Genomic DNA, 21,733 nt, shown 5'->3' on the forward strand with positions numbered 1-21,733 from the left:
ATGGCACCCCGATCTGCTGTCGCGGGCCCTACCGGTCTGGGCCGCCCAGGCCCGGTCCGGCCCGCCCCACCCTGGCCATCAGCCCTTGACGCAGACGACCTGCTTGAGGTGCGCGACCACCTCTACCAGGTCCTTCTGCTGCTCGATGACCTTCTCGATGTTCTTGTAGGCGCCCGGGATCTCGTCCACCACACCACTGTCCTTGCGGCACTCCACGCCCTTGGTCTGATCGGCCAGGTCCCGCGTGGTGAACCGCTTCTTGGCGGCGTTGCGGCTCATCTTGCGACCGGCGCCGTGCGAGGCGGAGTTGAACGACGCCTCGCTGCCCAGGCCGCGGACGATGTACGAACCCGTCCCCATGGAGCCGGGGATGATCCCGAGGTCGCCGGAGCCGGCCCGGATCGCGCCCTTGCGCGTCACCAGCAGGTCGACGCCGTCGTACCGCTCCTCCGCCACGTAGTTGTGGTGGCAGCTGATGACCTCGTCGAAGGTGACCTCCGCCTTGGCGAACTCGCCCCGGACGACGTCCTGGAAGAGCGCCATCATGACCGCGCGGTTGCGCTTCGCGTACTCCTGGGCCCAGAAGAGGTCCTGGCGGTAGGCCGCCATCTCCGGGGTCTTCGCGAGGAAGACTGCCAGGTCCCGGTCGATCAGGCCCTGGTTGTGCCGCAGCGAGCGGGCGACGCCCATGTGGTGCTCGGCCAGCTCCTTGCCGATGTTGCGGGATCCGGAGTGCAGCATCAGCCATACCGAACCGGACGCATCCACACATACTTCACAAAAGTGATTTCCCGATCCGAGCGTTCCCATCTGCTGCATGGCCCGCTCGCGGCGCCACTTGACGTCCTCCGCGATGTCGTCGAAGCGCTGCCAGAAGTCGTCCCAGCCCGCGGCCCGGAAGCCGTGCAGCTTGCTCGGGTCGACCGGGTCGGTGTGGAGGCCGCGGCCGACCGGGATGGCCTGCTCGATCTTGGAGCGGAGGCGGGAGAGGTCGTCGGGGAGGTCCTTGGCGAACAGCGACGTCTTCACCGCGCTCATTCCGCAGCCGATGTCGACGCCGACCGCCGCCGGGCAGACGGCGCCCTTCATGGCGATCACGGACCCGACGGTCGCGCCCTTGCCCAGGTGGACGTCGGGCATCACGGCGAGGCCGTGCAGCCAGGGCAGGGAGCTGATGTTGCGCAGCTGGTCGAGGGCCTGGCTCTCGACCGTCGCCGGGTCGGTCCACATCCGGATCGGGACCCGGACGCCGGGGACTTCGGTGTACGTCATGGGTGAACGACCTCCAGGGGTCGGGTGGTTCAAGGGAGTTGGGGTGCCGCGCGAAGGAGTCCCGGCGTGGCTCGGGGAAGTTCTGGGGTGGTGGGGCTCAGGCGCCCGGGGCACAGAGGGAGGACGGCCTTGGGGAGCGTCGTCGGATGGCTCGCTCGACCCGCATGGTGACCGCCTCCCTTCGCTCGTCAGAGTTCGTACGTGTGTGCCGGGGGATATCTATCCACGGAACGGAACCGGCCTGCAAGGGATTTACAACGCGTCCGGCCCGGTGGAGCAGGTGCTCCACCGGGCCGGACGGCGACGACCGGGGCCGTCAGCTGATGACGGTGACCTCGCCGACGCCGAGCGCCCGCACGTCGTCCGCGATCACGGCGGCGTCGCCGACCAGCACGGTGACCAGGCGGTCCGGCGGGAAGGCCGCGACGACCGCCTCGGTGGCGGCGGCGGTGGGCAGTTCGGCGAGCTGCCGGTAGACCTCGGCCTGGTAGTCGTCCGCCAGGTACTGCTCGACCTGGTCGGCCAGGGTGCCGGCGACCGAGCCCGCGGTCTCGTACTTCAGCGGGGCGACGCCGACCAGGAACTGCACGGCCTCGTCGCGCTCGGCGTCGGTGAGGCCCTCGGCGGCGAGGGTGCGCAGGATGGTCCAGGTGTCGGCGAGCGCCGGGGCGGTGGAGGCGGTGTCCACCGAGCCGCTGATGGCGAGCAGCGAGCGCCCGCTGCCGTCGGCGGAGGAGCGCAGCGGCTGGGCGAAGGCGCGGACGCCGTAGGTGTAGCCCTTCTCCTCGCGCAGGACGCGGTCCAGGCGGGAGGTGAGGGTGCCGCCGAGGCAGTAGGTGCCGAGGGTCTGGGCGGCCCAGACCGGGTCGTGGCGGTCGGGGCCGATCCGGCCGATGAGCAGCTGGGTCTGGACGGAGCCGGGGCGGTCCACGATGACGACGCGGCCGTGGTCGTCGCCGACGACCGGGGCGTGGACGGAGGGTTCGGCGGCCGGGCCGGCCCAGCTGCCGAGGGTGCTCTCCAGGAGGGCGGGCAGGTCGACGCCGGTGAGGTCGCCGACCACGACGACGGTGCTGGTCGCGGGGCGCACGTGGGCCTCGTAGAAGGCCTTGACGGCGGCGCGGTCGATCGACTTGACGGTGTCGGCGGTGCCGGCGCGGGGCCGGGAGAGCCGGTCGGCGGCGTCGAAGAGCTCGGCGTAGAGGGCCTTGGCGGCGCGCCGGGCCGGGTTGGCCTGCTCGTGGACGATCTCGTCCAGCCGGTTGGCGACCAGGCGCTCGATCTCGGCCTCGGGGAGGGCGGGGGCGCGCAGGGCGTCGGCGAGCAGGGAGAGGCCGCGCTGGAGCCGGGACGCGGGGACCTCCAGGGAGACCCGGATGCACGGGTGGTCGGCGTGGGCGTCCAGGGTGGCGCCCGCGCGTTCGAGCTCGCCGGCGAACTCCTCGGCGCTGAGGGTGTCGGTGCCCTCGTTGAGGGCGCGGGCGAGGATCGCGGCGATGCCGTCGAGGCCCTCCGGCTCGGCGGCGAGCGGGGCGTCGAGGAGGACCTCGACGGCGACGAGCTGCTGGCCGGGCCGGTGGCAGTGCAGGACGGTGATGCCGTTGCCGAGAGCGGCCCGCTCGGGCGCGGGGAACGCCCACGGGCTGGGGGTGCCGGGCTGGGGCTGGGGGTGGAAGGTCATGGCGGGGACGTAGTCGGTGCTCATACGGCGGCACCCTCCTCTTCGGAAGCGGCGTCGGAAGCGGCGTCGGTCTCGGCGGCGGTGGCGTCACTGTCGGCGTCGCCCTCGGCGGCGCCGGTCGGCTCGTAGACGAGGACGGCCCGGTTGTCGGGGTGGAGCAGGGCCTTGGCGACGGCCTGGACCTCCTCGGCGGTGACGTCGAGGACCTTGGGGAGGGCGTCGTTGAGCAGCTTGGGGTCGCCGAACAGGACGGCGTAGCGGCAGAGTTCGTCGGCGCGGCCGGCGACGGTGGTGAGCCGGTCGAGCCACTCGCGCTCGATCTGCGCCTGGGCGCGTTCGAGTTCCTCGGGGGTGGGGCCTTCGGCGGCGAAGCGGGCGAGCTCCTCGTCGACGGCGGCGTCGATCTGCGCGATGGTGGCGTCGCCGGAGGTCTTGACGTCGAGCCAGCCGAGGCTGGGGGCGCCGGCCAGGCGCAGCAGGCCGAAGCCGGCGGCGACGGCGGTGCGGTCGCGGCGCACCAGCCGGTTGTAGAGGCGGCTGGACTCGCCGCTGCCGAGGATGGTGAGGGCGAGGTCGGCGGCGTCGGCCTCGCGGGTGCCGTCGTGCGGGAGGCGGTAGGCGGCCGTCAGGGCGCGGGAGGGGACGTCCTCGTGGACCTCCTCGCGGATCTCGCGGCCGATGGTGTCGGGCAGTTCGCCGGAGCGCGGGGGCTGCTTGCCGTCGTGCGCGGGGATGGAGCCGAAGTACTTCTCGACCCAGGCGACGGTCTGCTCGGGGTCGATGTCGCCGACGACGGACAGGACCGCGTTGTTGGGCGCGTAGTACGTGCGGAAGAACGTGCGGGCGTCTTCCAGGGTGGCCGCGTCGAGGTCGGCCATGGAGCCGATCGGCGTGTGGTGGTACGGGTGGCCGTCGGGGTAGGAGAGCGCGGTGAGCTTCTCGAAGGAGGTGCCGTACGGGACGTTGTCGTAGCGCTGGCGGCGCTCGTTCTTGACGACGTCGCGCTGGTTCTCCATGGACGTCTCGTCGAGGGCGGCGAGCAGCGAGCCCATCCGGTCGGCCTCCAGCCAGAGGGCGAGCTCCAGCTGGTGGGCGGGCATGGTCTCGAAGTAGTTGGTGCGCTCGAAGCTGGTGGTGCCGTTGAGCGAGCCGCCGGCGCCCTGGACCAGCTCGAAGTGGCCGTTGTTGGAGACGTTGGCGGAGCCCTGGAACATCAGGTGCTCGAAGAGGTGGGCGAGGCCGGTGCGGCCCTTCACCTCGTGGCGGGAGCCCACGTCGTACCAGAGGCAGACGGCGGCGACCGGGGTCAGGTGGTCCTCGGAGAGGACGACGCGCAGGCCGTTGGCCAGGCGGTGCTCGGTGATGGCGATGCCTCGGCTGGAGGCGGGGGCCGGGTTGGCCATGCGCTCGGGTCCTTCCCGTCGTCGATGTCGGGGGTTCGTGTGGCGTCCCCCATTGTGGTGCAACGCACGGGGGCCGTGTTCGTGTCCGCGCGGACGGGGTCGTTCGCCAGGGGCGGAAGAGGGCCGCTGACCGGGAGTGTCGGCGCGAGGGTCCACAATGGGGGCGCCGTGCCCTGTCCGCCGCACTCGGTTGACGGGTCCGGCGGCAGGGCGGCAGTGAGCGACCGACGCCCGACCGAGACACAGCCAGCGACACGTAAGGGAGCCCCGCCGCGATGGCCCGCCGCAGTTCGCAGACCCCGCCGCCCGGAGACTTCGAGGAGCGGATCCTCGACGTCGACGTCGTGGACGAGATGCAGGGCTCCTTCCTGGAGTACGCCTACTCGGTGATCTACTCGCGTGCGCTGCCCGACGCGCGGGACGGTCTGAAGCCGGTGCACCGCCGGATCCTCTACCAGGCCAACGAGATGGGCCTGCGCCCGGAGCGCGGCCACGTGAAGTGCGCGCGCCTGGTGGGCGAGGTGATGGGCCGGCTGCACCCGCACGGCGACGCCTCGATCTACGACTCCGTGGTGCGCATGGCGCAGCCGTTCTCGATGCGGCTGCCGCTGATCGACGGGCACGGCAACTTCGGTTCGCTGGGCAACGACGACCCGCCGGCGGCGATGCGCTACACCGAGTCGCGGTTGACGGCCGCGTCGATGGCGATGGTGGAGTCGATCCACGAGGACACCGTCGACTTCGGCCCGAACTACGACGGCAGCGAGCAGGAGCCGCTGGCGCTGCCCGCCGCGTTCCCCAACCTGCTGGTGAACGGCGCGACGGGCATCGCGGTGGGCATGGCGACGAACATGCCGCCGCACAACCTGTCCGAAGTGGTGGCTGCGGCCCGGCACCTGATCAAGCACCCGACCGCGGACCTGGACACGCTGATGCGGTTCGTGCCCGGCCCGGACCTGCCGACCGGCGGCCGGATCGTGGGCCTGTCGGGCATCCGGGACGCGTACGAGTCGGGCCGCGGCACGTTCAGGATCCGGGCGACGACGACGGTGGAGGCGGTGACGGCCCGCCGCAAGGGCATCGTGGTCACCGAGCTGCCGTACAACGTCGGCCCGGAGAAGGTCATCGCGAAGATCAAGGACCTGGTCAACGCGAAGAAGCTGCAGGGCATCGCGGACGTCAAGGACCTGACCGACCGCGAGCACGGCCTGCGGCTGGTGATCGAGGTCAAGAACGGCTTCGTGCCGGAGGCCCTGCTGGAGCAGCTCTACAAGCTGACGCCGATGGAGGAGACCTTCGGCATCAACAACGTGGCGCTGGTGGACGGGCAGCCGCTGACGCTGGGCCTGAAGGAGCTGCTGGAGGTCTACGTCGACCACCGCTTCACCGTGGTGCGCCGGCGCAGCGACTTCCGCCGCCGCAAGCGGGAGGAGCGGCTGCACCTGGTCGAGGGCCTGCTGGTGGCGCTGGTCGACATCGACGAGGTCATCGCGATCATCCGGTCGAGCGACAACGCCCAGCAGGCGAAGGAGCGCCTGATGGAGCGCTTCTCGCTGTCGCAGACGCAGACCGCGTACATCCTGGACACGCCGCTGCGCCGGCTGACCCGGTTCGACCGGGTGGAGCTGGAGCAGGAGAAGGAGAAGCTCACCGCGGAGATCGCGGAGCTGACCGAGATCCTGGAGTCGGACACCCGGCTGCGCAGCGTGGTCTCGTCCGAACTCGGCGCGGTGGCCAAGCAGTTCGGGACGGAGCGGCGCACCGTCCTGCTGGAGGCGGGGGCGGCTCCGTCGGCGTCTCTGGCGGTGCCGCTGGAGGTGGCGGACGACCCGTGCCGGGTGCTGCTGTCCTCGACGGGGCTGCTGGCGCGGACGGCGGACGGCGAGCCGTTCGAGCTGTCGGAGAAGCGCTCGAAGCACGACGTGATCGTGTCGTCCGTGCACGCGACGGCCCGGGCGGACGTGGGAGTGGTGACGTCCGCGGGCCGGGTGCTGCGGCTACCGGTGATCGACCTGCCGGCGCTGCCGCCGACGCCGTCGCCGACCCTGGCGGGCGGGGCCGCGGTGGGCGAGTTCCTGCGCGTGGAGGCCGGGGAGCGGGTGCTGGCGCTGACCACGCTGGACGAGTCCTCGCCGGGGCTGGCGCTGGGCACCGCGCAGGGCGTCGTCAAGCGGGTGGTGCCGGAGTGGCCGGCGAACAAGGACGAGTTCGAGGTGATCGCCCTCAAGGAGGGTGACGAACTGGTGGGCGCGGTCGAACTGCGCACCGGCGAGGAGGACTTGGTCTTCATCGCCTCGGACGCGCAGCTGCTGCGCTACCCGGCGGGCCAGGTGCGCCCGCAGGGCCGCCCGGCGGGCGGCATGGCGGGCATCAAGCTGTCGGACGGCGCCCGGGTGCTGTCCTTCGCCGCGGTGGACCCGGCCACGGACGCCGTGATCGTCACGGTGGCCACGGCCTCGGACACGCTGACCGGCGGCGAGCAGACGACCTGGAAGGTCACCCCGTTCGAGCAGTACCCGCGCAAGGGCCGCGCCACCGGCGGCGTCCGCTGCCAGCGCTTCCTGCGCGGCGAGGACGGCCTGGCATTCGCCTGGGCGGGGGCCGCCCCGGCGCGCGCCGCCACGGCCAAGGGCGCCCCGGTCGACCTCCCCGACCGCGACCCGCGCCGCGACGGCTCGGGTACCCCGGTCACCACCCCGATCGCGGTGGTCGCCGGGCCGGCGTGACGGTTCGCGCCCGGCGGAGGGGTACCGGCAGCAGCCGGTGCCCCTCCGCTTCGTCGTGGCCGCCGACGCGCTTCTTCGTGGTCGCCGCGCCGGCGCTTCTTCCTGGCCGCGCCGTGGACGGCCGGGCCCGGGACGGCTGCGTCCGGATGATCGAGTGAGGGTAGCCTTGCCAGGGTGAGCACCTGTGCGACCGTGTCGCGTGAACTTTCGGAGCCGCTGGCCGCGACGGCGGCGGTGGCGACCACCTGGCTGCTGGTGGAGCAGAACGGTCCGTGGGGCGCGAAGGCGCTGGGTGAGAGCCACCTGGATCCGGCGGTGGGGCGGGCACTGGAGGCGGCCGCGGCGGGGACGGGCGTGCGGGTGGCGTTGATCCGGCGCCCGGGCCGGCACGCGGACTGCCTGCCGACGGCGCGGCGCGAGGTGATCGTCGCGCACACCGTGCCGGGCCGCGGCTGGGTGCGCCGGGCGTGGTCGGCGGACCCCGCGGAGCTGCTGGGGCTGGACTTCGCGGCACTCGGCGCGGGCGACCACACGGGCTTCGGGGCGGAGCACGTCGGCGGCCCGCTGGCGCTGGTGTGCACCAACGGGCGACGGGACCGCTGCTGCGCGCTGCTGGGCCGTCCGCTCGCGGCGGAGCTGGTCGCGGCCGGGCACAGCGAGGTCTGGGAGGTGACCCACCTGGGCGGGCACCGCTTCTCCCCGACGATGCTGGTGCTGCCGTACGGCTACGCGTACGGGCGGTTGACGCCGGAGACGGCGAAGGAGGTGCTGGCGGCGACGGCGGCCGGGCACATGGTGCCGGAGTGGTCGCGGGGCTGCTCGGGCTGGGACCGTCCGGGCCAGGCCGCCGAGCACGCGGTGCGGCTGGCCATCGGGGAGACCGGGGCGGACGCGCTGACGCTCACGCAGCGCCCGGACGGCGCGGGCCGCTGGCTGGTCGCGGTGCTGCACCGGGACGGCCGGGCCTGGGAGGTGGACGTGATCGAGTCGGTGAGCGTGCCGCCGCGTCCGGAAAGCTGCGGCAAGGCGGCGGGGACGCCGTCGCGGATGGACGTGCTGTCCGTACGGGGGGTGTGAACGCGGCGGGCCCGCGCCCGTGGGGGTGTGAACGCGGCGGGCCCGCGCCCGTGGGGGTGAGCGCGGGACCGCGGCGGCCGGGGGTCAGCCGGTGGCCTTGCCGACGAACTCCGTGGTGTACGTCCTGGACAGGTCGACCGTCCCCTCCTTTCCCTTGACGTCGGGGTGGAACGCCGCGAGCACCGAGAGCACCGTCTTCGGCCCGTCGGCCGGCATCACGCCGTCCGTGGTGAACATCGGCAGCGTCGCCTTGATCGCCGCCGCGTACTGGTCGGCGCCGCCCTGCGCGTAGTCGGCGGGCATCTTCGCGGCGATCTCCTCGGGGGTGTGGGAGGACATCCACTTGAGGGTCTTCACGAAGGCGTTGGCGAGCTTCTGGGTGGTGTCCTTGTTCTTCTCGACCCAGTCGATGTTCATGTACAGCGAGGACGACGGGTACAGGCCGCCGAGGGCCTGGCGCGAGCCCTCGGGGGTGCGCATGTCGTAGAGGATCTTGCCGAGGCCCTTGTCCAGGATGTTGGCGACGGTCGGGTCGGTGGTCATCCCGGCGTCGATGCTGCCCTGTTGGAGCGCGGCGATGAAGGTCTGGCCGGCGCCGACCGCGATCGGGCTGAACTCGCTGACGGCGGTGCCGTTCTTGACGGCGAGGTACTTGGTGAGGAAGTCGGTCGAGGAGCCGAGGCTGGTGACGCCCAGCTTCCTGCCCTTGAAGTCGGCGCCGGACCTGACGGCGTCGGCCTGCTTGGCGGAGACCACCTCGACCTCGCCGGGCGCCTGGGCGAACTGCACCACGGACTCGACGTTCTTGCCCTTGGCCTGCAGGTCGATGGTGTGGTCGTAGAAGCCGACGGCGCCCTGGACGTCCCCCGCGAGGAGCGCGGTGGTGGCGTTGACGCCGGCGGGTTCGGTCATCAGCTCGACGTTGACGCCGGCCTCGGCGAAGTAGCCGAGCCGCTGGGTGAGCATCGCGGGCAGGTAGATGACCTTGTCCAGGCCACCGACCATGATCTTGACCTTGGGCCCGTCGACCTGCTGCCCGGCCGGGGCGGCGACCGCGCCGTGGCCGGCGGTGGCGGCGTCGTTGGCGCAGGCGGTGAGCGGGAGGAGCAGGACGGCGGCGAGGGCGGTCGCGGCGGCTCTGCCGGTGGGGTGGGGGCGCATGGGTGGGGGTGCCTCTCTCTTCTGACCGGCGGGGAGTCAGCGGGCAGGGGACGTCAGCGGGGCGGGGGAAGTCAGCGGGCAGGGGACGTCAGCGGGGCGGGGGAAGTCAGCTGGTCAGGCGGCTCAGCAGGCCGGGTCTGTGGAGTCAGCGGCCGTCGCCCGCGTCGGCGGGCTTCCAGCGGAACAGCTTGTTCTCGGCGAAGGTCAGCAGCCCCTCGGTGAGCAGCGCGACGACGGCGAGGATGGTCATGGCGGCGTACACGCCGGCCGCGTTGAAGGTGCCCTGGGCGGCCGCGACGAGCAGGCCGAGGCCCTTGGTGGCGCCGATGTACTCGCCGACGATGGCGCCGATCAGCGCGAAGCCGAAGCTGACGTGCAGGCTGGTGAAGATCCAGGTGGTGGCGGCGGGGATGACCACCTGGAGGGTGACCTTGCGGTTGTCGGCGCCCAGGATGCGGGCGTTGGCGACGAGGTTGCGGTCCACCTCGCGGGCGCCCTGGAAGGCGTTGAAGAACACCGGGAAGAACACCAGCACCACGGCGGAGGCGACCTTGGAGGCCGGGCCGAGGCCGAACCAGATCAGGAAGATCGGCGCGAGGACGATGCGCGGGATCGCGTTGAGCACCTTGATGTACGGCCCGAACACGTCGGCGAGGAAGCGGATCCGGCCGAGCGCGATGCCCAGCAGCACACCGCCGATGACGCCGATCACCCAGCCGCTGAGGGCTTCGTAGAGGGTGTAGGCGATCTGTTCGCCGAGCGAGCCCTGCGCGGTGCCGTGGGTGGTCCACTGCCAGATCTGGTCCCAGATCCTCGACGGCTGCGAGAAGTTGAACGGATCGATGACGTCCGTACGGGCGCAGACCTCCCAGAGTCCGAGGAAGCCGGCCAGGACCGCGACCCGGGCCGCGTAGACGGTCAACTTCCGGTTGCGGGCGGCCCGTTCGCGGGCCTCGGTTCTCGTCGTGACGACCGGGGGCTTCCCGGCGACGGCGGACGCGGTCTCAAGCGGCACGACCCGCTCCTCTCTCCCGGGTGATGCGCACCTCTTCGCCGAGCGAGGCCCAGATCTCGCGGTACAGCTCGACGAACCTCGGCTCCAGCCGGACGGCCTCCACGGTGCGCGGTCGTGGCAGGTCGACGGTGAAGACCTCCTTGACCGTGGCCGGTCCGGCGGTCATGACGACGACCCGGTCGGCGAGCGCGATGGCCTCGTCCAGGTCGTGGGTGACGAAGACGACCGACGCCGCGTTGCTGGCGGAACTCGTACCGGCCCACAGCTCCAGCAGCTGGTCCGACATGAGGGCGCGGGTCTGGACGTCCAGCGCCGAGAACGGTTCGTCCATCAGCAGGATCGCCGGGTCGTTGACGAAGGTCTGGGCGAGCGCGACGCGCTTGCGCATGCCGCCGGACAGCTGGTGCGGGTAGCGGTCCTCGAAGGCGGCGAGGCCGACCCGGCCCAGCCAGTCCCGGGCCCGTTCCCTGGCCTCGGCGGCGGGCACCCCGCGGAAGCGGGGGCCGGCCATGACGTTGGACAGGACCGTCCGCCAGGGGAAGACGGCGTCCTGCTGGAACACGAACCCGACCTTGGGGTCGATCCCGCTGACGGGCTCGCCGTACACCCGGACCTCGCCCTCGGTGGGCTCCTCCAGGCCGCTGACCAGGGTCAGCGTGGTGGACTTGCCGCAGCCGGTGGGCCCGACGACGGCGACGAACTCGCCTTGGGCGACGGTCAGATCGAGATCGCGGACGGCGGTGTGCAGGGCCCCGGAGGGCGTGCGGAACCGCTTGGTCGCGCCGGACAGCTCGATCGCCGGGGTTTTGCTCATCCGATCCTCCCGGGTCTGTGCTTGCCCCGGAACGGTAGGAGCCGGCCGGGCCCCGGCGGGAGCCTTCTCGGCGTAGTGCGGCTTCTCCGCATTGAGGGGTGTTCTGCTCGTTTTGCTTCCGCTACAACTGCGGGGGCACGGCTGACAGAAACACGCCGGAAACGTAAGGTGTCCCGACCCCCGGCGGAGGACGGGCCCCTGGCGGAGGTCGGAACCCCTGGCGGAGGACGGAGCCCCTGGCGGAGGACAAGGCCCCACCTCGGAACAAGTCCCCGCTTTGGAACAAGCCCCCCACCCGGGGCGGCCCGCCCCCCGCCCCCGCAGAACCGCCCGAAGCCGCCGAGAGGAGGCCCGGATGAAGCTCCCCCATTGGCCCCGCCGGGTCTTCGCCCAGCTGCTGCTGAGCCAGACCGTCGTCACCGTCGGTGTCACCGCCGTGACCGCCGGGCTGTTCCTGGCCCCGGTCAGCAGCGAACTGGACCACGACGCCATGCAGCGGGCCCTGTCGATCGCCCAGGCCACCGCCACCGACGAGACGATCGCCCGGGCCGCCGACACCCGCGACGTGGTGGCCGCGCAGCGCAACGCCGAGCAGATCCGCCTGGCCACCGGCGCCAGCTTCGTCGTGGTCACCGACCGGGACGGGATCCGGCTCTCGCACACCGACCCGGGCCGGATCGGCCACCGGGTCAGCACCGACCCTGAGCCGGCGCTGGGCGGCCGCAGCGTCACCGCGATCCAGGAGGGCACCCTGGGCCGCACCGCGCGCGGCAAGGTGCCGCTGCGGATGGCCGACGGCCGGATCGTCGGCGAGGTGTCGGTGGGCATCAGCGACGACTCGATCCGCCGCCGGCTGCTGAAGATGCTCACCGGAATCCTGCTGTGCGCGGGCGCGGGCCTGGCCGCCGGGACGATCGCCACCCTGGCCCTGGCCCGTCGGCTCAAGCGCCGCACCCACAACATCGCGCTGGCCGACATCTCCGCGCTGCTGGTGGAGCGGGAAGCGATGCTGCACGGCATCCGCGAGGGCATGGTGGCACTGGACGAACGCGGCCGGATCCGGCTGGCCAACGACGAGGCGGTCCGGCTGCTCGGCCTGCCCGAGGACTGCACCGGCCGCCCGATCGGCGCGGTGCTGCCACCGGGCCGGCTGGCCGAAGTGCTGGCCGGACGGATCGCCGGCGCCGACCTGCCGGCCGTCCGGGACGACCGGGTGCTGGTGGTGAACCGGATGGCCACCGCCGAAGGCGGCGCCGTGGTGACCCTGCGCGACCGCACCGAGCTGGAGTCGCTGGTCCGCGAGCTGGACACCACCCGCAGCCTGACCGAGGCGCTGCGGGCCCAGGACCACGAGCACGCCAACCGGATGCACACCCTGCTGGGCCTGCTGGAGCTGGGCCGGCACGAGCAGGCGGTGGCGTTCATCTCGGAGCAGTCCGGCTCGCACGCCGTGGTCGCCGCGCGGATCGCCGAGCAGGTGCAGGATCCGCACGTCGCGGCGCTGCTGGCGGGCAAGTCGGCGGTGGCGGGCGAGCGCGGCGTCCGGCTGGCGCTGTCCCCGGCGGCGCATCTGCCGGATGCGGTGGTGGACGCCCGGGCGCTGGTGACGGTGCTGGGCAATCTGATCGACAACGCGGTGGACGCGTTGACGCCGGGTGGGGGCGGCCGGGTGGAGGTGAGCCTGGCGGCGGCCGGCTCCACCCTGCTGCTGCAGGTCGCGGACAGCGGCCCGGGCGTGCCGGAGGACCTGCGCGAGCAGGTCTTCGAGGAGGGGTGGACCAGCAAGGACGCACCCGCGCATCGTCCGCGCGGGCTGGGGCTGGCGATGGTGCGGCGGCTGGTCGAGCGGACCGGCGGCCGGATCGGGCTCGACACCGGGCCGCTCGGCGGCGCCCGGTTCACCGTCGAGCTGCCCGAGGCCCTGCTCACCGACCGGCTCGTGGAGGCCTGATGATCGACGTACTCGTGGTGGACGACGACTTCCGGGTCGCGGACGTGCACGCCGCGTACGTGGCCAAGGTGCCGGGCTTCCGGGTCACCGGCACCGCGCACTCGGCCGGGGAGGCCCTGGCCGCGCTGGAGCGCCGCCCGGTGGACCTGCTGCTCCTCGACCACCACCTGCCGGACGAGACCGGCCTGGCCCTGGTGCGCCGGCTGCGGGACCGCCAGGTGGCCTGCGACGTGATGATGGTGACGGCCGCCCGGGACGTGTCGACGGTCCACGCCGCCATGCAGCACGGCGCGTTGCAGTACCTGGTCAAGCCGTTCACCTTCGCCGGGCTGCGCGAGAAGCTGGTGGCGTACGCGCAGCTGCGGCACGCGCTGGCCGCTCCGGCCCGGGAGGCCGGCCAGGACGAGGTTGACCGGCTGTTCGCGACCCTGCGCCTCGCCGCCGCCCCAGCCGGCCCGCTGCCCAAGGGCCACTCGGCGCCGACCACCGACCTGGTGATGGGCGTCCTGCGGCGGGCCGGCCGGCCGCTGTCCGCCCAGGAGGTCGCCGACGCCACCGGGCTGAGCCGCTCCACCGCGCAGCGCTACCTCAAGCAGCTGGAGCGAGACAGCCGGCTGCGGCTGACCCTCCGGTACGGCGACACCGGCCGCCCGGAACACCGCTACGGCCTGGCGGCCCGGGCGTAGCCGCTCAGGGTCCGGGCGTAGCCGCTCAGGGTCCGGGCGTAGCCGCTCAGGGTCCGGGCGTAGCCCCCAGGCCCGGGCGTAGCCGCTCAGGGTCCGGGCGTAGCCCCCAGGCCCGGGCGTAGCTTCCAGGGCCCGGACATGGGGGAACCCCGGCGGCCCCAGGCCCGCCGGGGTTCCCCGGGGCGCGGCGGCTCAGGCCGCGCCCGCACCGGTGAGGGCACGTACCTCCAGCTCGGCGAACCGGTCCGCGTCGGCGGGCTCGCGCGAGGTCACCGTCCCGATCCAGCCCGCCAGGAAGCCGAGCGGGATGGAGACGATGCCGGGGTTCTCCAGCGGGAACCAGTGGAAATCGACGCCGGGGAACAGCGCCGACTTGGAGCCGGAGACCACCGGCGAGAAGACCACCAGCACGATCGCCGGGACCAGTCCGCCGTACACCGACCAGACCGCGCCGCGGACGGTGAACCGCGACCAGAACAGGCTGTACAGCAGCACCGGCAGGTTCGAGGAGGCGGCGACGGCGAAGGCCAGGCCGACCAGGAAGGCGACGTTCAGCTGCTGGGCGAAGAGGCTGATCACGATCGCCGCCGCGCCGATCCCGCCGGCGGCGAGCCGGGCGACGACGACCTCCTGCTGCTCGCCGGCCCCGGGCGCGGGCTCCTCCGCCGACCGGGAGGCCGGAACGGCCTCGCCCCGGCGCCGCCGCAGCCGACCGCCCGGCGCCCGGTGGCCCCGGCCGAGCCGCCCCGGCTTCCGCGGCCGGTCGCGCCACGCGCCGGCCCAGATGTCGTGGGCGAAGGCCGCCGAGGAGGCCAGGGTCAGCCCGGCCACCACGGCGAGGATGGTGGCGAAGGCGATCGCCGAGATCAGCGCGAACAGCACCACCCCGCCGGTGCTGCCGTTGCCGCCGCCGAGTACCAGGGCGAGCAGCGGGACGGCGGTGTTCCCGGCCGGGTTGGCGTGCCGGACCTCGGCCGAGCCGACCAGTGCGGTGGCGCCGAGGCCGAGCGCGATGGCCATCAGGTAGAAGCCGCCGACCAGGCCGATCGCCCACATCGTGGAGCGGCGGGCGGCCCGCGCGGTGGGCACCGTGTAGAAGCGGGACAGGATGTGCGGCAGGCCGGCGGTGCCGAGCACCAGCGCGAGGCCGAGGCTGAAGAAGTCCAGCCGGCTGGTGAAGCTGCCGCCGTACTTGAGCCCGGGCTCCAGGTAGCGGTGCCCGGCGCCGCTGTGCTGGGCGGCCTGGCGCATCAGTTCGCCGAGGTCGCCGTGGAAGCGGACCACCAGCAGCACGGTGAGCAGCACCGAACCGGCGGTCAGCAGGAAGGCCTTGACGATCTGGATCCAGGTGGTGGCCCGCATCCCGCCGATCGTCACGTAGACGACCATCAGGGCCCCGACCGCGATGATCGTCCAGGTACGGGCGTGCGGGCTGTCGGTGCCCAGCAGCAGGGCGACCAGCGAGCCGGCGCCGACCATCTGGGCGACCAGGTAGAGCAGGGTGACGACGACGCTGGCGCCGCCGGCCGCGGCGCGCACCTTGCGGCGGCGCAGCCGCAGCGCCAGCACGTCGGCGAGGGTGTACCGGCCGGCGTTGCGGACGAGTTCGGCGACCAGCATCAGCACCACCAGCCAGGCGACCAGGAAGCCGATGCTGTAGAGCACGCCGTCGTACCCGTACAGGGCGATCAGCCCGGCGACGCCGAGGAAGGAGGCCGCGGAGAGGTAGTCGCCGGAGAGCGCGAAGCCGTTCTGCAGCGGGGTGAAGTCGCGGCCGCCGGCGTAGAAGTCCTCGACGGCGCTGCCCCGGCGGCCGACCCAGAGGGTGATGCCCAGGGTGACCAGGACGACGACGGCGAACAGCACGATCGCGAGCGAGTGGTGGTCGCCGGTGGGGGCGACGGGGGGCGGGGTCGCGGTCGTCACCGTCACTGCCTTCGTCGCCGTCTTCGTCGCCGCTGTCGCCGCCGTCATCGCTGTCACCGCGTCGGACATCAGGGTGGTCATCATGGCCGTCACCGCAGCTGGTCCTGGGTGTCCCAGCGCAGGCCCAGGGCAGCGCGGTCGCGCTGGGTCCGGGCGTTGCGGGCGTAGAGCCAGGTGAGCACGAAGGTGGAGGCGAACTGGAGCAGGCCCAGCAGCCAGGCCACGTTGAGCGGCCCGGCCACCGGGGTGCGCATCAGACCGGGCGCGGCGGCCTGCGCGGCCACGTACGTCAGGTACCAGCCGAGGAAGACGCCGGCGACCGGGAAGACGAACGACCGGTAGCTGCGGCGGATGTCCTGGAAGGCCGCGCTGGCCTGGACGGCCCGGTAGACCTCGGTGCTGTCGACGGGCGTCGGGGCGGGTGTGGCGGCCCGGGCCACGGGGGCGGCCTGGACGGCGGCCTCGGGCGGGGCCGCCGCGGTCGCCGACTCGTCCGTAGTGGCGGGAGCCGTACTGGTGCTAGCCGTACGGGCGGGAACGGCGGGAGCGGGCTGCGCCGGCACCGCCGTTCGGCGGGGCGGGGGCGAGGGCTCGGGCGGGGCGTCGGCGGGGGCGGCGGCAGCCGGAGCGGCCCACCAGTCGAAACGCTGCCCCTGCCCGGGACTGCTCGTCTGCTGCTGTGGCACTGCTGCTCCTGCGACGGCCGGACGTTCTGTCCCGCACCATGATGGAGGCCGCCGGACCGCGCCCTCGACCATCGCCTGCACCTTCACTCGATGAGGTGATCGATCATCCGACAGACGCTCATCGGACTACTGCTGCGTACCGGTGATCCCGTGTCGGAACGCGTAGGCGACCGCCTGCGCCCGGTCCCGCACCGCGGTCTTGGCGAACAGGTTGTTGATGTGGGTCTTCACGGTGGTGACTGACGAACAGCCGCCGGGCGATCTCGGTGTTGGAGAGGCCCTCGGCGATCAGCCCGAGCACCTCGGCCTCCCGGACGGTCAGCCCGTCGGGCAGCTCCCCCGGCCGGGCGGAGGTCCGCCCGGCCGGGGGCGCGGACTGGCCCGGTGGCTCCGACAGCCGCTCCAGCAGCCGGAGTTGGACCTGCGGGGAGAGCCCGGCCGCACCCGCGCGCACGTCCGCGATGGCCCGGGCGATCTCCTCGGCGCCGGCGTCCTTGGTGAGGTAGCCGCGCGCCCCGGCCCGTAGCGCCGGGAACAGCGAGTCGTCGTCGGCGTAGGTGGTCAGCACCACGACCTCGGTCTCCGGGTGCGCCGCCCGGATCCGCCGGGTCGCCTCGACGCCGTCGCAGCGCGGCATCCGCAGATCCATCAGCACCACGTCCGGGTGGTGCCGCTCCACCAGGGTGACGGCCTCCTCCCCGTCCCCGGCCGCGCCGACCACCTCGATACCGGGCAGCAGCCCCAGCAGCATCACGATTCCCTCGCGCACCACCGTCTGGTCGTCCGCCACCAGCACCCTGGTGACCGCCCCCGCCGTCATGCCGGCACCCGCAGCAGCACGCGCCACCCTCCGTCCTCCGGGCCCGCCAGCAGCGTGCCGCCGAGCAGTTCAGCGCGTTCGCGCATCCCCAGCAGACCGTACCCGCTGCCGCTCGCCGCCAGCTCCCCCGGCGCCGGCCCCGGCGCCGACTCACCCGCGGACCGGCCGCGCGGCGCCCGGGTGCTGCGCACCTCCAGCTCCACCACCCCGTCGAGGTAGCGCAGTTCGACGGAGCAGCGGCCGCCGGGCGCGTGCTTGCGGACGTTGGTCAGCGCCTCCTGCGCGGTGCGCCGCACCGCGAGGCCGGCCTCCGCGGCGAGCGGCCGGGGCGTGCCGGTGACGGCGAGGGCGGCCCGCTCCCGACCGGTCAGCTCGACCAGGAAGTCCCCGACCGGGGTGAACTCGCCGCGCAGCGCGGACAGGGCCTGCCGGGTCTCGGCCAGCCCGTCCTGGGCCATCCGCCGGGCCGCGACCACCCGTTGGCGGATCTGCTCGCGGTCGGTGTCGCCCTCCAGCATCAGCCGGGCCGCCTCCAGGTGGACGAGTTGCGCGGAGAGGCTGTGGGCGAGCACGTCGTGGATCTCCCGGGCGATCCTGGCCCGTTCGGCGAGCGCCGCGCTCTCCGCCTCGGCGGCGCGGGCGGCCCGCTCCTGTTCGAGCAGCCGGCGGGCGGTACCGCGCGCCTCCAGGTCCAGCCGCAGCAGGTAGCCGAGCAGGCCGATCCCGCCGACAGTGGCGACGACACTGAACCAACTCGCCCAGCTGGCCGCCGCGTACGAGCCCAGGGCGGCCACCCCGGCGATCAGCGCGGGCGCGGGCGGCAGCCGTACCAGGGCGATCACCGCCACCCCGCACCAGAGGGTGTCGGCGAGCAGCGCGGCCTGCCCCGGTCGGCCAGCCACGCGGCGCCGACCACCCCGGCGGTCAGCACGGCCGCGGGCACCGGGCGCTGTTCCCGGGTGGCCCTGAGGAATCCGGCGCAGAGACCGGTGGCCGCGGCCAGCCCGGCCACCGCCGCCGCCAGCGCCCAGCCGGTGTACCTGCCGCCGGAGAACGTCCCCCAGCAGACGGTGGTCAGCAGGACGATCCGGCCGAGCACCGTGAGGATCCGCCGCGGCCGGCTCTCGGCCTCGCGGTCCAGCCCCTCCCGGGACGGCCAGCGGGTCCAGTACCACCCGGCCACGGGTGCCTCCTCGGTGTCGAGCAGCCCTGAGCAGCCCTGGTCGGTTCAGCGCGGTACGGCGGTCCGCTCCGCGGGCTCCAGCATCCGGGCCCTCCAGTTCACCACGAGCGAGCGGACCAGCAGCATGACCGCCATGCCGAGCATCAGCGCGCTGCCCGCCTGGTGGACGTGCAGGGCCGCGCCGAGCCCGTACAGGCCGAGCCGGATGGCGATCATTCCGCCCCAGGCGGCCATCGTGGCCGTGGTGCCCTTGGCGAGGACGGTGCCGTCGGCGTCCCGCCAGAGCCGGACGGTCCAGCCCCACACGGAGCCCATGGCGAGCACCGTGACCAGCCCGGCGGCCAGCAGGGCGACCGAGACCGCGGTGTGCCGGTGGTCGATGATCTGCGGGTCGCGCAGCGCGAGCACGCCCAGGATCAGCGGCAGCAGCCAGAAGCGGCGCTCGGAGTCCAGGCGCTGGACGCGCATCTGGCGCTGGAGCACCAGGACCACCACCGCGACGATCACGAGGAAGTTGGCGAGGGCACTCATGGGAGTTTCTCCGTCCCGACGGAAGGGCTTCTGCTGACCTCTCCGACGCTACGGACCGGGCCGTTCCCGCTGATCGGAGCCGGGGTGGACCTCGGGTGGGACGGGAACGCGCGGGCCCTCCACCCGTGGGTGGAGGGCCCGCGCGGACGGGGCGCGTCAGGCGTCGATGCGCGAGCGGTCCAGGGTGGCCGCCGAGTCCACGATGAACTCCTTGCGCGGGGCGACGTCGTTGCCCATCAGCAGGTCGAAGACCTTCTCGGCCTGCTCCAGGTCGCCCAGGTTGATCCGGCGCAGCGTGCGGTGGCGCGGGTCCATGGTGGTCTCGGCCAGCTGGTCGGCGTCCATCTCGCCCAGGCCCTTGTAACGCTGCACCGGGTCCTTCCAGCGCAGGCCCTTGCGCTGGAACTCCAGCACGGTGGAGCGCAGTTCGGCGTCGGAGTAGGTGTAGTGGTACTTCTCCTGGCCGCGCTTGGGGTTGGTGAGCTCGATCCGGTGCAGCGGCGGCACGGCGGCGAAGACCCGGCCCTGCTCGACCATCGGCCGCATGTAGCGGTGGAAGAGGGTCAGCAGCAGGGTGCGGATGTGCGAGCCGTCGACGTCGGCGTCGGCCATGAAGATGACGCGGCCGTAGCGGGCCTGGTCGATGTCGAATGTGCGGCCCGAGCCGGCCCCTATCACCTGGATGATCGCGGCGCATTCGGCGTTCTTGAGCATGTCGCTCACCGAGGCCTTCTGCACGTTGAGGATCTTGCCGCGGATCGGCAGCAGCGCCTGGAACTCGGAGTTGCGGGCGAGTTTGGCGGTGCCGAGCGCCGAGTCGCCCTCGACGATGAACAGTTCGCTGCGGTCGACGTCGTCGCTGCGGCAGTCGGCCAGCTTGGCGGGCAGCGAGCTGGTCTCCAGCGCGGTCTTGCGGCGCTGGGCCTCCTTGTGCTGGCGGGCGGCGACCCGGGTGCGGGCGGCCGCGACGACCTTCTCCAGCACGGACCGGGCCTGGAGCTTCTGGTCCTTCTTGGCCGAGGTGAGGAAGGCCTTGAGCTCCTTGGCGACGACGGCGGCGACGATCCGGTTGGCCGCGGAGGTGCCGAGCACCTCCTTGGTCTGGCCCTCGAACTGCGGCTCGGCGAGCCGGACGGTGACCACCGCGGTGAGGCCCTCGGTGGCGTCGTCCTTGGTGATGTCGTCCTCGGCGACGCGCAGCAGTTTGCCCGCGCGCAGCGCCTCGTTGACGGTCTTGGCCAGCGAGCGCTCGAAGCCGGTGACGTGGGTGCCGCCCTTGGGGGTGGCGATGATGTTGACGAAGGAGCGCAGGGTGGTGTCGTAACCGGTGCCCCAGCGCAGCGCGATGTCCACGCCGAGGGTGCGAGTGACCTCCGTGGGGGTCATGTGGCCGAGGTCGTCCAGGACGGGCACGGTCTCCTTGAAGGTGCCCTCGCCGCGCAGCCGCAGCACGTCGCAGACCGGCTTGTCGGGGGCCAGGAACTCGCAGAACTCGGCGACGCCGCCGTCGTAGTGGAAGACCGACTCCTCGATCTTGTCGCTCTCGGTGAGCCGTTCGTCACGCACGACGATGGTCAGGCCGGGGACGAGGAAGGCGGTCTGCCGGGCGCGGTTGTGCAGCGTCTCCAGGGAGAGCTTGGCGTCCTTGAGGAAGATCTGCCGGTCGGCCCAGTAGCGGATCCGGGTGCCGGTACGGGTCTTCGGCACCTTCCGGGTCCTGGTCAGGCCGTTGGCGGGTTCGAAGGCCGCGTCCGGGCTGGTCTCGGCGAAGGTGCCGGGGGTGCCGCGGCGGAAGCTGATCGCATGGGTGTGGCCGGAGCGGTCGACCTCGACGTCCAGCCGGGCGGAGAGCGCGTTGACGACCGAGGCGCCGACGCCGTGCAGACCGCCGGAGGCCGCGTAGGAGCCGCCGCCGAACTTGCCGCCGGCGTGCAGCTTGGTCATCACGACCTCCACGCCGGACAGCCCGGTCTTGGGCTCGACGTCGACCGGGATGCCGCGGCCGTTGTCTCGGACCTCGACCGAGGAGTCCGGGTGCAGCACGACCTCGATGCGGTCGCCGTAGCCGCCCAGCGCCTCGTCGACCGAGTTGTCGATGATCTCCCAGAGGCAGTGCATCAGGCCGCGGCTGTCGGTGGAGCCGATGTACATGCCGGGGCGCTTGCGGACCGCCTCCAGCCCCTCCAGGACGAGCAGGTGCCGCGCGGTGTAGTTGGAACCGTCGTCGCCGGCCAGCAGCGCGGACGGCACGGTCGTTTCGGCACTCACGCGGCACTCTCCTCGGTGAAGTTCTTGTCTCATCGGTCACATCCGGACGGATCCGGACCAAACGCCAGTGCAGCACGTCGCACCGACATCCGTCGCTCCGCGTGCTCGCACCCCTCCTGCGGGTGCGCAGCACGACGGCCCGGGCCCGCGCAGCTTGTACGCGCTGCGCGAACAAGCACCGCACCCGGGTCTGGGCCGCGAGGGCGCCATCTCCTGCCGGTAGCACCGGTCCTGGCGGATCGTGGGGCCCGGCGCAGGCTCCGGAACTGCCGTTATGCAGGCTACCGGGGCCCGGGACGGGGCTTATGCTCCAACCCGGGAGAGGATTATGCTACGCGGACCTCGCACCCGATCCCGATCGGACGTTCGAGCGACGGGCGGATCCCGGGATATCGGTACGCATGAACCACCGAGCCCCGGGGCACGTCCTCATCAACACAGCAGAATCCTCAGAGAAGAAAAGCCACGAGCGGGAACGTTTTCGGCCTGGTTGGATGTTGACCCTGGTACGACAGCTCGTCGAGCTAGAGAAG

General features: G+C 72.8%; 14 protein-coding genes and 2 pseudogenes. 4 read left to right on the top strand and 12 right to left on the bottom strand.

Annotated elements, in window-relative coordinates:
* Window positions 1-78: 78 nt before the first annotated feature.
* The 3 genes from AC0B61_RS26995 to AC0B61_RS27005 all read right to left on the bottom strand — a co-directional run bounded on the left by AC0B61_RS26995 (window position 79) and on the right by AC0B61_RS27005 (window position 4,356).
* Entirely contained in the window at window positions 79-1,272 is a 1,194-nt protein-coding gene (locus AC0B61_RS26995; RefSeq protein ID WP_471743453.1) for an RtcB family protein, read from the bottom strand.
* A 316-nt stretch (window positions 1,273-1,588) separates the two neighbouring features.
* Entirely contained in the window at window positions 1,589-2,953 is a 1,365-nt protein-coding gene (locus AC0B61_RS27000) for a M16 family metallopeptidase (RefSeq protein ID WP_471743595.1), read from the bottom strand.
* Window positions 2,954-2,973: 20 nt separating this feature from the next.
* Window positions 2,974-4,356: a M16 family metallopeptidase gene (locus tag AC0B61_RS27005; RefSeq protein ID WP_471743454.1), complete on the bottom strand. Its 1,383-nt coding sequence runs from the start codon at window positions 4,354-4,356 to the stop codon at window positions 2,974-2,976.
* Window positions 4,357-4,631: 275 nt separating this feature from the next.
* Between AC0B61_RS27005 and AC0B61_RS27010 the strand changes: the two genes are divergently transcribed.
* Window positions 4,632-7,082, top strand: a complete 2,451-nt coding sequence (locus AC0B61_RS27010) for a DNA gyrase/topoisomerase IV subunit A (RefSeq protein ID WP_471743456.1) — start codon at window positions 4,632-4,634, stop codon at window positions 7,080-7,082.
* A gap of 174 nt (window positions 7,083-7,256) precedes the next feature.
* A complete protein-coding gene (locus tag AC0B61_RS27015) occupies window positions 7,257-8,159 on the top strand; it encodes a sucrase ferredoxin (protein WP_471743457.1) in 903 nt (300 codons plus the stop codon).
* An 84-nt stretch (window positions 8,160-8,243) separates the two neighbouring features.
* Here the strand turns inward: AC0B61_RS27015 and AC0B61_RS27020 are convergent, their stop codons facing one another.
* From AC0B61_RS27020 to AC0B61_RS27030, 3 genes are all read right to left on the bottom strand, one after another.
* Entirely contained in the window at window positions 8,244-9,320 is a 1,077-nt protein-coding gene (locus tag AC0B61_RS27020; protein ID WP_471743459.1) for an ABC transporter substrate-binding protein, read from the bottom strand.
* Between the two features lie 145 nt (window positions 9,321-9,465).
* Window positions 9,466-10,335 carry an ABC transporter permease gene (locus AC0B61_RS27025; RefSeq protein ID WP_471743461.1) on the bottom strand — a complete coding sequence of 290 codons (870 nt, stop codon included), beginning with the start codon at window positions 10,333-10,335 and terminating at the stop codon, window positions 9,466-9,468.
* Window positions 10,325-11,149 (bottom strand): ABC transporter ATP-binding protein, encoded by an 825-nt coding sequence (locus AC0B61_RS27030; RefSeq protein ID WP_471743463.1) that lies wholly within the window; start codon window positions 11,147-11,149, stop codon window positions 10,325-10,327. The genes AC0B61_RS27025 and AC0B61_RS27030 overlap by 11 nt, the downstream gene beginning before the upstream one ends.
* A gap of 355 nt (window positions 11,150-11,504) precedes the next feature.
* On the opposite strand from AC0B61_RS27030, the gene AC0B61_RS27035 reads away from it, so the two are divergent.
* Window positions 11,505-13,100, top strand: a complete 1,596-nt coding sequence (locus AC0B61_RS27035; RefSeq protein ID WP_471743465.1) for an ATP-binding protein — start codon at window positions 11,505-11,507, stop codon at window positions 13,098-13,100.
* Window positions 13,100-13,786 carry a response regulator gene (locus tag AC0B61_RS27040; protein WP_030239273.1) on the top strand — a complete coding sequence of 229 codons (687 nt, stop codon included), beginning with the start codon at window positions 13,100-13,102 and terminating at the stop codon, window positions 13,784-13,786. Before AC0B61_RS27035 ends, AC0B61_RS27040 begins: the two co-directional genes overlap by 1 nt.
* A gap of 192 nt (window positions 13,787-13,978) precedes the next feature.
* Here the strand turns inward: AC0B61_RS27040 and AC0B61_RS27045 are convergent, their stop codons facing one another.
* The 6 genes and pseudogenes from AC0B61_RS27045 to AC0B61_RS27070 form a co-directional block, all read right to left on the bottom strand.
* The gene (locus AC0B61_RS27045) at window positions 13,979-15,796 is read right to left on the bottom strand and encodes a solute symporter family protein (RefSeq protein ID WP_471743597.1); all 1,818 of its coding nucleotides are present in this window, start codon (window positions 15,794-15,796) and stop codon (window positions 13,979-13,981) included.
* 5 nt (window positions 15,797-15,801) lie between these two features.
* Window positions 15,802-16,398 carry a DUF485 domain-containing protein gene (locus AC0B61_RS27050; RefSeq protein ID WP_471743466.1) on the bottom strand — a complete coding sequence of 199 codons (597 nt, stop codon included), beginning with the start codon at window positions 16,396-16,398 and terminating at the stop codon, window positions 15,802-15,804.
* 126 nt (window positions 16,399-16,524) lie between these two features.
* Window positions 16,525-17,218: pseudogene (locus tag AC0B61_RS27055) on the bottom strand (response regulator).
* Window positions 17,215-18,401: pseudogene (locus AC0B61_RS27060) on the bottom strand (sensor histidine kinase). The pseudogenes AC0B61_RS27055 and AC0B61_RS27060 overlap by 4 nt, the downstream one beginning before the upstream one ends.
* A gap of 45 nt (window positions 18,402-18,446) precedes the next feature.
* Complete coding sequence (locus AC0B61_RS27065; protein ID WP_471743468.1) at window positions 18,447-18,932, bottom strand: DUF1453 domain-containing protein; 486 nt, start codon at window positions 18,930-18,932, stop codon at window positions 18,447-18,449.
* A gap of 156 nt (window positions 18,933-19,088) precedes the next feature.
* Entirely contained in the window at window positions 19,089-21,200 is a 2,112-nt protein-coding gene (locus AC0B61_RS27070; protein ID WP_471743470.1) for a DNA gyrase/topoisomerase IV subunit B, read from the bottom strand.
* Between the last annotated feature and the right edge of the window lie 533 nt (window positions 21,201-21,733).

This window comes from Kitasatospora sp. NPDC023385 (assembly GCF_055664045.1).